Raw genomic sequence first — 15,555 nt, 5'->3', positions numbered from 1 at the left:
GGGTGTACCCGGCTCGCATGCATTGATCCCCCGTGTTCGCGACGGAAACAGCGAACCCCTTTTGACCAATTGCCGAACTGGAACCGGACGCATGGCCTCCACGCCGTTTAGACTGCTGAACACGACCGCAATCCTGCTTTCCCTGCTGGCGGCACCCGCGGCAATGGCCGAAGAGCCTGTCGTTACCATGCCAAAACAGAACTTGCCGGCGATCGTCATCACCACCGCCGCGATGCGCAAGATGACCGACAAGGTCGTCGCGACAGGTACAGTGAAGGCTGTAGAGGAAGTCTACATCCAGCCGCAGGTCGATGGCCTGTCGATCCGCTCGCTCAATGCCGATGTCGGCGACAAGGTCGGTGCGAACAGCACCCTTGCCACGCTCAACGACGACGCGCTGGTGCTGCAGAAGAGCCAGATGCAGGCGACACGAGCCAAGGGCGAAGCAAGCCTCGCCCAGCTGCGCGCCCAACTTGCGGAGGCTCGCGCCAACGCCGAGGAAGCGGAACTGCAGCGTGTCCGCGCCGTGACGATGGGCGCCAAGGGCACCATGTCGACCTCCGCTGTCGAGCAGGCAAATGCGGCGGCAGCAGCCAACAAGGCGCGTGAGGTATCTGCCGAACAGGCGATTGCGGTGGCAGAAGCCGACCTCAAAGTCACCGACAGCCAGATCGCCGATACCGATCTCAAGCTGGCCCGCACCGGTATCAAGACGCCCGTCGCCGGCACGGTCGCTTCGCGCAATGCCCGCATCGGCGCCATCGCCAACGGCAATGGCGATCCGCTCTTCACCATCATCCGCAACAGCCAGCTCGAACTGGTGGTCGACGTCTCCGAAAGCGACATTACCAAGATCGTCATAGGGCAGAAGGCACGGATTTCGTTGTCGGGCAGCCGCGAGAAGCTTGCCGGCACCATCCGGCTCGTCGCCCCGATCGTCGATTCCGTCACCCGCCTCGGCGCGGTGCACATTTCGATCGATGACGGAGAAAAGGCCCGCGCCGGCATGTATGGCAGCGCCGAGATCATCATTCGCCAGGAAGAAGGCGTTGCCCTGCCCTTGACCGCCGTCAACACCGACGAAAACGGCTCCTCCGCCCGTAAGGTCGAGAACGGCGCCGTCAAGTTTGTCAACGTCGAGACCGGCATTCAGGACGGGACCTATATCGAGATCCTCAAGGGCCTGAAGGCGGGCGAGGATGTCGTTGCCAAGGCCGGCGCCTATGTCCGCGACGGCGACCGCATCACGCCCGTGCGTGATGCCTCGCAAGCCTCCAACTGAGCGAGAACGATCCCATGAACTTCTCCGCCTGGTCCATCCGAAATCCGGTCGCCCCGCTCCTCGGCTTTTTCCTGCTGATGATCGTGGGCGCGCACTCCTTTTTCAACCTGCCGATCACGCGCTTTCCGAATATCGACGTGCCGGTCGTCAACGTCACGGTGACGCAGAGCGGCGCCTCGCCGGCCGAGCTCGAAATGCAGGTGACGAAGGAAGTCGAAGACGCGGTTGCCGGCATCAACGGCATCGACGAAATACAATCGACCGTTACCGACGGCCAGTCGCAGACGGTCGTCATCTTCCGCCTGGAAGTGCCGACGCAGCAGGCCGTCCAGGATACCAAGGACGCCATCGACCGCATTCGCGGCAACCTGCCGTCCACCATCGACCAGCCGATCGTCTCGAAAGTCGACGTCGTCGGCCAGGCGATCCAGAGCTTTGCCGTTTCCTCGCCGAACATGACGCTGGAAGAGCTGTCCTGGTTCGTGGACGATACGGTCAAGCGCGCCCTTCAGGGCAAGGCCGGTATCGGCCGTGTCGACCGTTACGGCGGCGCCGACCGTGAAGTTCGCATCGAGCTCGATCCGAACAAGCTGAATGCCTACGGCATCACGGCGCTGTCGGTCAGCCAGCAGCTGCGCAGCACCAACATCGACCTCGGCTCCGGCCGCGGCCAGGTCGCCGGCAGCGAGCAGGCAATCCGCGTGCTCGGCGACGCCCGCAACGTCGCTCAGCTTGTCGATACAACGATCGCTCTGACCAACGGCCGCTTCGTCAAGCTTTCCGACCTCGGCGTGATCAAGGATACCTATCAGGAACCGAAGTCCTTCTCGCGGTTCAATAGCACTCCTGTCGTCACCTTCGGCGTGTTCCGCTCCAAGGGAGCCAGTGAAGTGACCGTCGCCAATACGGTCGCCGACACGCTCTCCAAGGTTCGCGCCGAAAATCCGAACGTCTCGATCGAGATGATCGACGACGCGGTCTACTACACCTACGGCAACTACGAATCCGCCATGCACACGCTGCTCGAAGGCGCGCTCCTGGCTGTTATCGTGGTCTTCCTCTTCCTGAGGAACTGGCGCGCGACGCTGATTTCGGCGGTAGCATTGCCGCTGTCTGCGATCCCGACATTCTGGATCATGAACCAGATCGGCTTCTCGCTGAACCTCGTCAGCTTTCTGGCATTGACGCTGGCGACCGGTATTCTCGTCGACGACGCCATCGTCGAGATCGAGAACATCGCCCGCCACATCAAGATGGGCAAGACGCCGTATCGCGCAGCCATCGATGCGGCGGATGAAATCGGGCTGGCCGTCATCGCGACGACCTTCACGATCATCGCGGTCTTCGTGCCCGTCTCCTTCATGCCCGGCATTCCGGGCCAGTACTTCATCCAGTTCGGCCTGACGGTCGCCTTCTCTGTGTTCTTCTCGCTGCTTGTCGCGCGTCTGATCACGCCGATGATGGCCGCCTACCTCATGCGCGCCGAAGACGCTGTCGAGGATCACCATGACAATGACGGCCGCTTCATGCGCGGCTATAGCGCCCTCGTTCGGCTGACGACGAGGAAGTGGTATACGCGCTATCCCACGCTGATTGCGGCATTCGCTTTCTCCATCGCCTCGGTCGCCGCGCTTATCGTCTTCGTTCCCGGCAGCTTCATCCCGCCAGAAGATTCTTCGCGCATCGTCCTGTCGGCCGAGCTTCCCCCGAACGCGCGGCTCGACGACACCGAACAGGCGACTAACGAGATCTACCGCCGCGTCAAGGGCATCGACGGCGTCGATAGCATCTTCGTTCTCGGCGGCGCATCGCCGAAGGGCGATTTGGAACTGCGCCGCGCCACGGTGACATTAACGCTTGGCAAGCTCGATCAATCGCTCGTCAAGAAGTTGGTGAACGATGTCCTCGGCTCGCTGCCCGTCATCGGCCCCCATCTGCCGAAGGTCACCGTGCACGGACGTGTGCGCCCGCAATGGGAAGTAGAAAAGGAAGTCTTCGCGAAACTGCGCTCAATCCCCGATGTGCGCATCACCAAACTTAACGACCGTGGCGATCGCGACCTGACCTACAACTTCCTCTCGCGTAACGAGAAGGATCTGAAGCAGGCGGTTGGCATTCTGGAAGCCGAGCTGCGCACCGATCCGGCGCTCGCACACGTCAGTGCCGACGGCGCGCTGCCGCGTCCGGAACTGCAGATCTATCCGCGCAAGGATGAGGCCGCTCGCCTCGGCATCACGCCTCAGATGATCTCTGATACGGTGCGCGTCGCCACGATCGGCGATATCGACGCTTCGCTTGCGAAGATCTCGCTCGACGATCGCCAGATCCCGATCCGCGTCCAGGCTTCGCTCGGCATGCGGCGTGATCTCGCTGCCATCCGTGCCTTGCGCATCAAGACATCGACGGGTGCGACCGTGCCGATGTCAACCGTCGCCGACATCAACTACTCGGAAGGTCTGTCCTCCATCAAGCGCAACAACCGCTTCCGCGTCGTCGCCATCGGCGCCGACCTGCCGCAGGGCGTGGCGCTGGATACGGCATCGGAGCACTTCCTCGAGATCGTCAACAAAGCCAAGATCCCGGCCACCGTGCATCTGGCGGAAAGCGGCGATACCAAGGTGCAGAAGGAAATGCAGCAGAGCTTCGGCAATGCCATGCTGCTCGGCCTGCTGCTTGTTCTGACCGTGCTGATCCTGCTGTTCAAGGACGTGATTCAGCCTTTCACCATCCTGTTCTCGCTGCCATTGGCAATCGGCGGTGTAGCGCTGGCATTGATGATAACAGGCAATGCACTCTCCATGCCTGTGATGATCGGCATTCTCATGCTGATGGGCATCGTGACCAAGAATGCCATCCTTCTGGTCGATTTCGCCATCGAGATGATGCATCAGGGCATGCCAAGGCTGGAAGCGGTCATCGAGGCCGGCCGCAAGCGCGCCCGCCCGATCATCATGACCTCGATCGCCATGTCGGCCGGCATGCTGCCATCAGCTCTCGGCGTCGGCGAAGGCGGCTCCTTCCGCGCACCGATGGCAATTGCCGTCATTGGCGGCATCATCGTCTCTACTGTCCTCAGCCTTGTGGTCGTGCCGTCCTTCTTCCTGATCATGGACGATGTATCGCGACTGCTCGGCTTCCTCTTCGGCCGATTGTTCGGCAAGAAGGACGCGGATGATGAAGTGGTGACCAAGGATGGACTGGCCGCAGCCGTCAATGAAAACCGCCAGTCACTCGCGACATTGGAAGAGCGCGTGGATGCCATGGAAAACAGGGACAGCCGCGGCTCCAAGCCGACGGGCACGAATGTGCTGAGGCTGCCACCCTTTGCCGCTGAATAGGCGGCGCGATTGGATAATCAAGTCATGACGGGGCAGCTCAAAGGCCGCCCTGTTCCTTTAGGAAATCGACGATCTTGCTGACGCCCTCGCCCCGCTTCATGTCGGAAAAGACGAAGGGACGCGACTGACGCATGCGGTTGGCATCGCGGTCCATCACATCGAGATCGACCTCGACGAAGGGCGCCAGATCCTTCTTGTTGATGACGAGAAGGTCGGACTTGGTGATACCCGGCCCACCCTTGCGCGGTATCTCCTCGCCCTGGCACACCGAGATGACATAGATGGTGATGTCGGCAAGGTCCGGCGAGAAGGTTGCCGCCAGATTGTCGCCGCCGGATTCGATGAACACCACGTCGAGATCCGGAAGCCGTTCGTTCAGACCGGCGATGGCCTGCAGGTTGATCGTCGCATCCTCGCGGATCGCAGTGTGCGGGCAGCCGCCGGTTTCGACGCCGACGATACGGTCCGACGTCAGCGCCTGCATCCGCACCAGCGCCTCCGCGTCCTCGGTCGTATAGATGTCATTGGTGACGACGGCGACGGAATAGTCGTCGCGCATTGCCTTGCAAAGCTTCTCCGTCAGTGCCGTCTTGCCCGAACCGACAGGCCCGCCGATGCCGACGCGCAAAGGTCCATTTCTCGATTTCATACTCGCAACTCCGGTAAAATGGCAGGATAGCGAAGCATCGCTGCGCCGCACAGCGGCGAATGACGTAGGACGACTTTCGTTGGCGAAATTTTGCCGAATGCGCACGTCATGAACGGAAGAGCCGCGTTTCCTGCGTTTCATGCCGCAGACTTGCAATATCAGCCTGCACGGTCGCCGTACCCAGATCATCGAGATCGGATTGCGTCGCCGCCATCGCCACATGGCCGATCATATCCTCCAGAGCCGCAAGGATAGCGACTCCATCCTTCTGCCCGGTTACGCCCAGCCGAATCCCTGCGGACAACAGCTGGGAGGCAACGGCGTGCAGGAACGCGGCAAGGGTCTTCTGGAGAGGAATATCGTGTGCTCGGGCTACGGCGCCGACGGCAACGGGATAGGCGGTCTTGGCCGGAAGCAGCGAAAAGATCGCATGCGGCCAGGCGCCGGCGGCAGACAGGAAGGCCTCTCCAAGCAGCATGGTCTCGGTGTGACGCTCCTTCGAACCGGCGAGCGCCTCGCCAAGCTCCGCGACGGCCGCGAGCCGCAACGCGTCGTCTCCGGCTTGATGCGTTTCGGCAAGCAGAACGGCATCGTTCCAAACAGAGCCATGCTGGATAAGAGCGGCAATCCACTCCTGCAGGCTCTTGCTGTCGCGAACCAGGGCATCGTGAACGGCACGTTCAAGGCCCCCGGAATAGGCAAAGGAACCCACCGGGAACGCCGGCGACAGCCATGCCATCAGCCGCAGCAAAGCCCGAAGATCGCAATCATCAGTCATCGCCATGTCGCCTGCTTGCGCTCAATCATGTGAATGGTGATCATGCCCATGATCGTGGTGATGACCATGCGAATGGCTGCCGTGAGAATGATAGGCGCCGCGCGCGGGCTGGAAAGGCTCACTGACCTCGGCAACAGTGGCGCCGAGCCCTTCGAGCATGGATCGAATCACATGATCGCGCAGAATGAGGATGCGCTCCTCCTCGATCTGCGCCGAAAGATGACGATTGCCGAGATGCCAGGCAAGCTCGATCAGATGACGGCGATCCCGCGGCTTGATTTCGAAGAGCTTTTCATCTGCAGCGACGATCTCGATCAACTCGCCGTCCTCGCGCACCAGAAGATCGCCATTGGCAAACAGCACCGGCTCCTTCAGGTCGAGCATGACCATCTCGCCGTTCTCGAGATGCAGCAGCTTGCGGCGCAAGTGCCTGAGGTCATGCGGCAGCACGACGCGATCAATCGGATTGGACGACGGAGTACCGGCTGGTAGGTAGGAGGTTACGCGTAGCATGGCTGATCCAGATTGAAACGTCGTCGAAGCATGCAAAATAGTCGCCTCGCACGCAAGCGCCAATGCCGCTCAGCAGGTGCTACATTCGTAGTGCATAGCGCTGCAGTTCCATGAATTCCGCCGGAGCCTCTTCGTCCTGCTCGACGGCGCAACGGCGCCAGATCTGAGAGAGCCGCTCGCGCTCATGAACGACTCGGTTGCGGCCGAGTGTCTTGGCAAGATAGAGGGCCTTGTCGGCAGCGGCGTAAACGCCCTCAGCCTTACGCTCCCTACTCATGTCGGCAATGCCGGCCGAGATGGTGATCTTGACCGAACCGCCGTCGATGGCGATCGCATGATTGGCGATCTGATCCTTGATCTCCTCGATACGGCTGATGCGGTCGGCGGTCTCCCCACCATGAATGATGGCGCCGAACTCCTCACCGCCGAGCCGGCCGATCACATCGTTGTCGGCGAAGACATCCCTGAACAGCTGCGCTACGGCAATGATGACGGCATCGCCGGAAGCATGTCCGAAGCGATCATTGATCGTCTTGAAACGGTCGACATCGAAAATCACCAGCGAAGCGCCATGGTCGGCTTCGTTCAGCGCTTCCGTAAAGGCGCGACGGTTGAGCAAACCCGAGAGCCCGTCGGTGCGGCTCAACCGTTCGAACTCGGCGCGGGAAACGGCGAGTTTGTGCATCGATGAGCCTGCCAATATCGCCAGCGCGCCGGAAACCGTACCGCCGACGATCCATGCCAGCAGGACGCCGAAACGCATAACCTCAAGAATCGGCAATGGCAGAAGATCGAACCACTGCAAGACGGGAAGCATAACAATCATGATCGCAAGCGACATGATGACGGCGGTAAAACTCATCTTAAGCGCGAAAATATAAATCGCACGCCTGTGTTGAAAGTTGCCGACTTCGGTCTGCAGCGAAATCCATTGTTTCATGCGATTCACCTTCTTCTGCTACCGTTTCAGTCACGTGAGATAGGGGTGAAGACGCTTCCAGGTCTTTAATCGAATCATTAAAATGCCCGGCATTTCCCAACTTGTGAACAATCTGCGATAGCCGCGTTCCCGGTCTCCCGGGCAAAGCGCCAGGCGAGGAGCGGCTGAGCCTTCGCAAACCTATGATAAAGCTGCACTAACCCGAACAAGGCAATGAAGGCGCCGGAAACCGGAACCTTCATGTCTGCCGAATCGATTGCTCGGAGTGTTTCTCAGAAAAGAAAATAGCGCTGCGCCATCGGCAGCACCGTCGCCGGCTCGCAGGTCAGAAGCTCGCCGTCCGCCCGCACCTCATAGGTCTCGGGGTCCACCTCGATATGAGGGGTGAGACTATTGTGGATCATGGATGCTTTCGAGATGCCGCCGCGGGTATTCCTGACCGGCAATAGCGTCTTGGCGACACCAAGCTTGCCGGCAAGCCCGGCATCGAATGCAGCCTGGGAAACAAAAGTCACCGAGGAATTCGTGCGGTTCTTGCCGAAAGCGCCGAACATCGGCCGATAATGCATCGGCTGCGGCGTCGGGATGGACGCGTTAGGATCGCCCATCGGAGCCGCGGCAATCGAGCCACCAAGCAGAACCATCTCGGGTTTCACGCCGAAAAAGGCCGGGTTCCACAGCACCAGATCGGCGCGCTTGCCGATTTCGATCGACCCGACTTCATGGCTGACGCCATGGGCGATGGCCGGGTTGATCGTATATTTGGCGATGTAACGCTTTGCGCGAAAATTGTCGTTGTCGCCGATCTCCTGAGCCAGGCGGCCGCGCTGACGCTTCATCTTGTCGGCCGTTTGCCAGGTGCGGATCGCCACTTCGCCGACGCGGCCCATGGCCTGACTATCGGAAGAAATGATCGAGAAGGCGCCGATATCGTGAAGAATATCCTCGGCCGCGATCGTCTCCTTGCGAATGCGGCTCTCGGCAAACGCGATATCCTCGGGGATGGAGGATGACAGGTGATGGCAAACCATCAACATGTCGAGATGTTCGGCGATCGTGTTAACCGTATAGGGCCGGGTCGGGTTGGTCGAAGACGGAATGACATTCGACTGACCACAGATCTTGATGATGTCGGGCGCATGCCCCCCACCCGCACCCTCGGTATGGAACGCATGGATCGTACGACCTTTGATGGCACCGATCGTATCCTCGACAAAGCCGCTTTCGTTCAATGTATCCGTGTGGATCATCACCTGTACGTCGTAGGCATCAGCCACACTGAGGCAGCAGTCGATCGCCGCCGGCGTCGAACCCCAATCCTCATGGAGTTTCAGTGAACAGGCGCCCCCGAGCACCATTTCCTCCAGCGCGGCGGGCAAGGAAGCGTTGCCCTTGGCTGAAAGACCGATATTCATCGGAAAAGCATCGAAGGATTCGATCATGCGCGCCAGATGCCAAGGCCCCGGCGTGCAGGTCGTTGCAAGTGTGCCATGCGCCGGGCCGGTGCCACCGCCGAGCATGGTTGTAATGCCCGACATCAAAGCTTCCTCGATCTGCTGCGGGCAGATGAAATGAATATGGCTGTCCATGCCGCCAGCGGTGATGATCTTGCCTTCGCCCGCGATGACCTCCGTGCCCGGCCCAACGATGATGTCCACGCCTGACTGCATATCCGGGTTGCCGGCCTTGCCGATCGCAGCAATACGGCCCTCCTTCAAGCCGATATCGGCCTTCACGATCCCCCAATGGTCAAGGATCAGCGCATTGGTAATGACGGTATCGACAGCTCCGTTCGCCCGCGTCACCTGACTTTGCCCCATGCCGTCGCGAATGACCTTGCCGCCTCCGAACTTCACTTCCTCGCCGTAGGTCGTGAAATCCTTCTCCACCTCGATGAACAGCTCGGTATCGGCGAGCCGTACCTTGTCGCCGACGGTGGGTCCGAACATGTTGGCGTAGGCAGCGCGAGAAATCCTGTAAGGCATGGTTCAGTCTCCTTGGGAGGCAGAAATGAAATTCGTGTCGTCAAGGCGTCTCAGGCGGCCGAGAGATATGTATGCATCGACCAACCGCTTCTCGGCCGCAAAGGGATGCTCACCCCAGCCCACATGGCCGAAGCCGGTAATGGCGACATCGGCGTCGGGATGATGCGACAACACTTCGGCAATCACGATCATGCCGCTGCTCGGCACCACGTAAGAGCCCGGTTCATAGGCAGCAAGAGCCGCATCGACGCCATCGTGGACTGACTGATCGATCACCACATGGCGTTTGCCCGTTGCGTGGCAGAAGGCCGTAAACTGGTCCGTATAGTCATCGCAGAAATCATCGAGCTCGGGATGCGAGATCGCGAGCGGCGCACGGAGCGCCGCGAATTTGCGGGGATCGCGCACGCTCCATATCTCCGATGCAGAGGCAACCGCCGGGCTTTTGCGCCATGCGGCAGAGCCCAGCATGGCACGCGCCGGCCGGCCGGTATTGCAGACAGCAACCACATCGGTCCGGCCGCCGCCCGCTCCCATCGACCTACAATCGTTGAAGCGGATGACGAGATCGGCGGCATCGATCGTAGCTGCCAGTTCCGGCGCGACATCACCATTGCCGACGATCACGATGCGCCTGGAACTCACTGATTGCCCTCCGGCCCATCGGCGAGATCCTTCAATTCCTTGGTTCGCTTCTTTGTCAAATCAGCCTTGCAGCCCGAAACCAGCATGGGTTCCATGGAGCCGCCGCGAGCCTGAAATCCCTGTGCCTCGCACTCGCCGTCGCGATAATCCACCCAGGCACGCTGCGCCTTGACGAGCGCCTTTTCGGCGCCCTTCATGTCACTGTCCAGATCCGCATCCATGGCGACCATCGCAGCACGCGTTTTCTTGTATTGCGCGTTCAACGCCTTGTCGGCGGTATCGAAATCAAGCGCGGCGCATATATTGAGGTCCGTCTGCGCTTCGGCCTTGGCGCAATCGATCTTCGGGTTATCCGGATTGTTCTGCGCGACAGCAGGGCCGCAGATCAGGACTGCGACAAGAGCCGCAGCCGATGCATGCAATTTCATCGACATCGAATTCCCCCAAAAGCCTAGAGCTTGCCCATGATCTGCTGCCGGAAGCCGTAAACTTCGCGCTTGCCGGAGAGCTGAATCAGCGTCACCGAGCGTGTCTGGCCGGGCTCGAAACGCACCGCGGTCCCCGCCGGAATATCGAGCCGCATTCCCCTCGCCTTGTCGCGCTCGAAGGAAAGACCGGCATTCGTCTCGGCAAAATGATAGTGGCTGCCCACCTGCACCGGCCTGTCGCCCGTGTTGGACACCTCGAGCGTCACGGTCGGCGCGCCGGCATTGAGCTCGATATCGCCAGCTGCAGCAATGACTTCGCCTGGAATCATGGTCTTCTCCTCATGCAGCCCGAACAGGCGCACATCCCTCTGCTTTCAAAACACGCTTGGTCGAGGCCGGATATTTGGCAAGCAATGCCGCAGGCCGAACAGGCCGCAGCACGAACCCGCCGCCGCAATTCGGGCAAACGCCGCCCAGAACCTTATCGACGCAGTCGGCGCAGAAAGTGCATTCGAAAGTGCAGATCCTCGCCTCCTGGCTCTCCGGCGGCAAATTTCTGTCGCAGCATTCGCAATTGGGCCTCAGTTCCAGCATGTCGGCCTCACCGGATCGGTTCGTGAACGGTGACGAGCTTCGTTCCGTCCGGAAACGTCGCTTCCACCTGAATATCGTGGATCATCTCGGCGATGCCCTCCATCACCTGATCGCGGGTGATGACATGGGCGCCTGCCTCCATCAGCTCTGCGACAGGACGGCCGTCGCGGGCGCCTTCGACGACAAAATCCGTGATCAGCGCGATGGCTTCCGGATGGTTGAGCTTCACGCCGCGCTCCAGCCGTCGCCGCGCCACCATTGCCGCCATGGAAACCAGCAGCTTGTCTTTTTCTCTCGGAGTAAGGTTCATCGCCTACCTACTTGATCGCTGTTTTCCAGAACATGACACCGAAAAGCTTGAGCGGTTTCGAACGACGTCATGCTCTACCTGTTTGATTTTGGAGCCGGACGATTTTAGGTCAAGCAGGCCTAAATTCATCCGCCGCCGGGGACTTATAGGTTCCAGACTTTCGGCACTGGCGCACCATTGCGCAAGGCGGAAATGATCGGGATCAGGACTTTTCTGAGCGCAAAACCGTCGGCCGCAGCAAGCCGCACCACAAGCTTGTCCTTCCACTGGCTGGCCCCCGCCATATGCGCATCGACAAGCGGCCTGACACGGCCGAGATAGGTCTCCGCCAGAGGCCCGGTATAGAGCACGGTCGCAAAGGCAACCTGGCCGCTCAGCACGGCGCTCTTGCCGGTCAGGGTCGCGATATCGCCGTCCAGGCGCAACTCCTCGGCATGGATCAGGCGGCCGGCGCGGCGGATGCGCCAGCGGTCGCGAAACAACCCTTCGGCCATCGCCTCGCCCATGGCCTTGCGCCCGAGCAAAATGGCCTCGACGGCAAGAAATTCAGCCGTCTCGTCAAGCTCTACATCCAGCCGCCGCGAAAGCGAGGCCCGGTCGAACAGGATTGTCTCCTGCGGCAACCAATCGACGCGTGCAGCCGCACCGACGCTGATGGAAGTCCTGACTTCCGCGGTATCGCTCGAAGACTTGTAGATCTTCTCGCAGGCCTGTGTGGTCACATCGATATGCGTGCCCGGCCCGGCAACGACACTCCAATCCATCCGGTCGCCGCCGGTAAGGCCGCCAGCCGTATTGATGATGACCGCTTCCATGGTGTTGTCGAAGGTCTGGGGCAAGCGGATCTTCGCCGCGCCCTCCTGAAACAGCTCGGCAAGCCGCGTGCGATCGCCAAGCGACTTGGCCGCAAGATGGCCGCGGCCCCGCGCCCTCTGCGGTCTTATGCTTGCCGCCGCCATTGCCATTCCGCCTCTCCATCTATCCGATGCGCCGGTGCCCGATCATTGAAGCCCGGCACGAAGTAAACGCAAGCAATTTCTGTGCCTTATGCGAAAGGGATTGCCCAGGGACACATGCAGAGTGGTTTTCCGCCTGGAATGGGTAGAGATACAACAAGACCGAGGGTTTTCACCCGCGAAGAATAACGAGACTCCTTCGGCCAGCGGCAGCGCCCGACCGAGAGCCGAACGCGCTTCATTTTTCGCCAAACGCCAAAAAGAGTGGCATCGGCACTTGGCACGGACGCTGACGGCTGAAGCCCCCGTCATCTATCCGCCCGATACGAGAAAGCCTCAGACCACCCGATCCGGCGGTTCGCGCCCTGCAAAGAAGGCTGTAATATTATCCACCACCTTCATGCCCATCGCCGTCCGCGTCTCCTCGGTGGCGCTGCCGAGATGCGGCAGGAGCACGACATTGTCCAGCGCCCGCAATCGCTCCGGCACATGCGGCTCCGCCTCGTAGACATCGAGGCCGGCGCCGCGGATCGTGCCCTGCTCGAGGGCGGATATCAGAGCCGCCTCGTCAACCACGTCGCCGCGCGCAGTATTGATGAGGAATGCTCCAGGCTTCATTGTCGCGAAACGCGCGGCGTTCATGAGATGACGATTTTCCGCGCCGCCGGGGCAATGTAGCGAGACAAAATCGGCAGCACCGAGCACGTCTTCCACCGTCGGCAATTGCCTCGCGCCATAACGGGCGGCCTCCGCCGGATCGACGAGGGAGCGATTGTAGAACACCACATCCATGCCGAAGCCGAAATGGCAGCGCTGCGCAAATGCTTTGCCGATCCGGCCGAAACCGATGATGCCGACGGTCTTGCCCGTGACCTTGGTGCCGACCAGATGCGTCGGCCGCCAGCCGGCCCACGCACCGGCGCGCACCTCACGCTCCCCTTCCCCACCGCGGCGCGCAATGGAGATCAAGAGCAGCATAGCGATATCGGCGGTGCAATCGGTGAGCACACCCGGCGTATTGGTGACGACGATGCCTTTCGACTTGGCGGCTGCGATATCGATATGATTGAAGCCGACGCCGAAATTGCCGAGTATCTTCGATCTCACCGCATCGCCTTCAAAGAGCGCTGCAGGAAGCCTGTCGGAAACGGTGGGCAGGACGGCGTCATAGGAAAGCAATGCCTCCCGTAGTTGCGACGCATCGAGCGCAACATCGCCCTCGTTCAGCGTGGCATCGAAAGCTTGCGACAGGGCCGCCTCGACGGAAGCTGGCCAGCGCCGCGTAACTAGAATCCGGGGTTTGCTCATGCGCTTATCCTCCTGCCCATATCAGGCAGACTTAAAGCACGCCCGTCGCGAAGGAAATGCCGATCCTTCGGCAGCAACAACGAAAAAAGCCCGGCGCGCAGCCGGGCTCTCTAGATCGTGTCGAAGCCGAAAACCGGCAGCTCGAAGCTTACTTCGAGATTTCGGCGTAGCTGTACTTGCCGTCGGAACCCTTGGACCACTTGTACATGACATAGTCCGGACGGGTGATGTCGCCCTTGGCGTTGAAGCTAAGGTCGCCGATAGCGGTCTTGAACGGGCCCTTTGCCTTGATGGCGTCAGCGACGGCCATCGGGTCGTTAGAGCCGGCAGCCTTTGCAGCGGCGGCAATGACCTGCGTCGCAGAATAGGAGTACAGCGTGTAGCCTTCCGGCTCGTAGCCGGCAGCGCGGAACTTGGCAACGAGTTCGGTCGAAGCCGGGTTCTTGCGCGGATCCGGAGCGAAGGTCATCAGCGTGCCGTCGACAGCGTCACCGGCGATCGAGGCCAGTTCGTTGGAGACGATACCGTCACCCGACATGAAGTGAGCCTTCACGCCCTGGTCGGCCATCTGGCGCAGGATGAGGCCAGCTTCGGTGTGGAGACCGCCGTAATAGACGAAATCGACGCCTGCCTGCTTCATCTTGGCGATGAGGGCCGAGTAATCCTTGTCGCCGGGGGTGATGCCTTCATAGAGAAGTTCCGTCACGCCAGAGGCATTCAGGTTCTTCTTGGTTTCATCGGCAAGACCCTGGCCATAGGGGGTCTTGTCGTGAACGACGGCAACCTTGGCGCCCTTGAAATTGTCGGTGATGTACTTGGCGGCAACTACGCCCTGCTGGTCGTCACGGCCGCAGGTGCGGAAGGTGTTCCAAAGACCGCGCTCGGTATAGACCGGGTTGGTGGCGGCCGGCGAAACTTCGAGGATGCCATTTTCGGCATAAACTTCCGAAGCCGGGATGGAAACGCCCGAGTTGAAGTGACCGACGACGAACTTAACGCCGTCAGAAACGAATTTGTTAGCGACCGAAACGCCCTGCTTGGCGTCGGAGACGTCGTCGCCGAGTTCGATCTTGACCTTTTCCCCGTTGATACCGCCAGCCGCGTTGATATCGGCGGCAGCCTGTTCGGCACCCTTCTGAAGCTGCGCGCCGAAGGCGGCATTAGGGCCCGTGAGGGGAGCACCGACACCGATGATGATATCGGCCTTCGCAACGCCACCGAATGCGATCATCGCCGACAATGCCACTGCCGACAGAAGATACTTCTTCATATTGTTACTCCCAATTTTAAAGCGGGTTCCGTTTGATTTGCCCTGCGCGATACCCACCAATCATCGCGCCGGTAACGCTTGTATTCCGAACTCTGGAAGTATGATCCTGCCGTAAGCTGCTTATATTTATGAGACAGGATGACACGGATGCTTGATCAAAACTGAGCCTAGTTTCGGCGCAGTGTCAATTCTTCTTCCGCCAGGAAAAGGCGGAGGTCTTTTCGTAAAGCCAGTAGTAATTATTGACCATCTGATCGGTACGTCGATACCGGTATCCCGCAATCGCAAAGAGCAGCAGAAGAACGACATCGATGATGTAGATGGTGAGGTCGAATACCGGCCCGTTGAACAGCGCATGGTGCAGGAACTGCAGGCCAAGGCCGATTAGGAAGCAGTAGATGACGGCGAGCGGATAGTTTTCCCAGTTGGACGCGACAGCGCGACCGGCGCGCCATGCGGTCCAAAACCCGAGAATGACGATGACCACGCGGATGACCATGCGGCCGCCGCTATCGCTGTCGAAGAGAAGTCCCTGCATGTCAAATTCCCCGCGAAACGA

Annotated in this window: 16 protein-coding genes; 2 read left to right on the top strand and 14 right to left on the bottom strand. The window is 60.3% G+C overall.

Features of this window, described 5'->3' with window-relative positions:
- The first annotated feature begins 91 nt into the window (after nucleotides 1-91).
- Nucleotides 92-1,282: an efflux RND transporter periplasmic adaptor subunit gene (locus GGD46_RS06670; protein ID WP_184702936.1), complete on the top strand. Its 1,191-nt coding sequence runs from the start codon at nucleotides 92-94 to the stop codon at nucleotides 1,280-1,282.
- A 14-nt stretch (nucleotides 1,283-1,296) separates the two neighbouring features.
- Complete coding sequence (locus tag GGD46_RS06665; RefSeq protein ID WP_184702935.1) at nucleotides 1,297-4,620, top strand: efflux RND transporter permease subunit; 3,324 nt, start codon at nucleotides 1,297-1,299, stop codon at nucleotides 4,618-4,620.
- 37 nt (nucleotides 4,621-4,657) lie between these two features.
- On the opposite strand, the gene ureG is transcribed toward GGD46_RS06665, so the two are convergent.
- From ureG to GGD46_RS06595, 14 genes are all read right to left on the bottom strand, one after another.
- Complete coding sequence (ureG, locus tag GGD46_RS06660) at nucleotides 4,658-5,269, bottom strand: urease accessory protein UreG (protein WP_184702934.1); 612 nt, start codon at nucleotides 5,267-5,269, stop codon at nucleotides 4,658-4,660.
- 106 nt (nucleotides 5,270-5,375) lie between these two features.
- A complete protein-coding gene (locus tag GGD46_RS06655; RefSeq protein WP_184703233.1) occupies nucleotides 5,376-6,047 on the bottom strand; it encodes an urease accessory protein UreF in 672 nt (223 codons plus the stop codon).
- Nucleotides 6,048-6,068: 21 nt separating this feature from the next.
- Nucleotides 6,069-6,560: an urease accessory protein UreE gene (ureE, locus tag GGD46_RS06650; RefSeq protein ID WP_184702933.1), complete on the bottom strand. Its 492-nt coding sequence runs from the start codon at nucleotides 6,558-6,560 to the stop codon at nucleotides 6,069-6,071.
- A gap of 79 nt (nucleotides 6,561-6,639) precedes the next feature.
- Entirely contained in the window at nucleotides 6,640-7,500 is an 861-nt protein-coding gene (locus GGD46_RS06645; RefSeq protein ID WP_184702932.1) for a GGDEF domain-containing protein, read from the bottom strand.
- 272 nt (nucleotides 7,501-7,772) lie between these two features.
- Nucleotides 7,773-9,485 (bottom strand): urease subunit alpha, encoded by a 1,713-nt coding sequence (ureC, locus tag GGD46_RS06640; protein ID WP_184702931.1) that lies wholly within the window; start codon nucleotides 9,483-9,485, stop codon nucleotides 7,773-7,775.
- Between the two features lie 3 nt (nucleotides 9,486-9,488).
- The gene (locus GGD46_RS06635; RefSeq protein ID WP_184703232.1) at nucleotides 9,489-10,112 is read right to left on the bottom strand and encodes a Urease operon accessory protein; all 624 of its coding nucleotides are present in this window, start codon (nucleotides 10,110-10,112) and stop codon (nucleotides 9,489-9,491) included.
- Nucleotides 10,113-10,126: 14 nt separating this feature from the next.
- Complete coding sequence (locus tag GGD46_RS06630) at nucleotides 10,127-10,558, bottom strand: lysozyme inhibitor LprI family protein (RefSeq protein ID WP_184703231.1); 432 nt, start codon at nucleotides 10,556-10,558, stop codon at nucleotides 10,127-10,129.
- 23 nt (nucleotides 10,559-10,581) lie between these two features.
- Complete coding sequence (locus GGD46_RS06625) at nucleotides 10,582-10,887, bottom strand: urease subunit beta (RefSeq protein WP_184702930.1); 306 nt, start codon at nucleotides 10,885-10,887, stop codon at nucleotides 10,582-10,584.
- Between the two features lie 10 nt (nucleotides 10,888-10,897).
- Nucleotides 10,898-11,152: a DUF1272 domain-containing protein gene (locus GGD46_RS06620; RefSeq protein WP_184702929.1), complete on the bottom strand. Its 255-nt coding sequence runs from the start codon at nucleotides 11,150-11,152 to the stop codon at nucleotides 10,898-10,900.
- Between the two features lie 7 nt (nucleotides 11,153-11,159).
- Nucleotides 11,160-11,462: an urease subunit gamma gene (locus GGD46_RS06615; protein ID WP_184702928.1), complete on the bottom strand. Its 303-nt coding sequence runs from the start codon at nucleotides 11,460-11,462 to the stop codon at nucleotides 11,160-11,162.
- A 143-nt stretch (nucleotides 11,463-11,605) separates the two neighbouring features.
- The gene (locus GGD46_RS06610) at nucleotides 11,606-12,427 is read right to left on the bottom strand and encodes an urease accessory protein UreD (protein ID WP_184702927.1); all 822 of its coding nucleotides are present in this window, start codon (nucleotides 12,425-12,427) and stop codon (nucleotides 11,606-11,608) included.
- 327 nt (nucleotides 12,428-12,754) lie between these two features.
- On the bottom strand, nucleotides 12,755-13,726 hold the full coding sequence (locus GGD46_RS06605; RefSeq protein WP_184702926.1) for a D-glycerate dehydrogenase: 972 nt from the start codon (nucleotides 13,724-13,726) through the stop codon (nucleotides 12,755-12,757).
- A gap of 148 nt (nucleotides 13,727-13,874) precedes the next feature.
- On the bottom strand, nucleotides 13,875-14,996 hold the full coding sequence (locus tag GGD46_RS06600) for a branched-chain amino acid ABC transporter substrate-binding protein (protein ID WP_184702925.1): 1,122 nt from the start codon (nucleotides 14,994-14,996) through the stop codon (nucleotides 13,875-13,877).
- A gap of 184 nt (nucleotides 14,997-15,180) precedes the next feature.
- Nucleotides 15,181-15,534 (bottom strand): DUF6867 family protein, encoded by a 354-nt coding sequence (locus GGD46_RS06595; RefSeq protein ID WP_184702924.1) that lies wholly within the window; start codon nucleotides 15,532-15,534, stop codon nucleotides 15,181-15,183.
- Nucleotides 15,535-15,555: the final 21 nt, after the last annotated feature.

This window comes from Martinezella lusitana, from assembly GCF_014207095.1.
GTDB classification, from domain to species: domain Bacteria; phylum Pseudomonadota; class Alphaproteobacteria; order Rhizobiales; family Rhizobiaceae; genus Rhizobium; species Rhizobium lusitanum_B.
The sequence above is the reverse complement of the archived record's forward strand: the minus strand, read 5'-3'. Positions and strand labels throughout refer to the sequence as shown.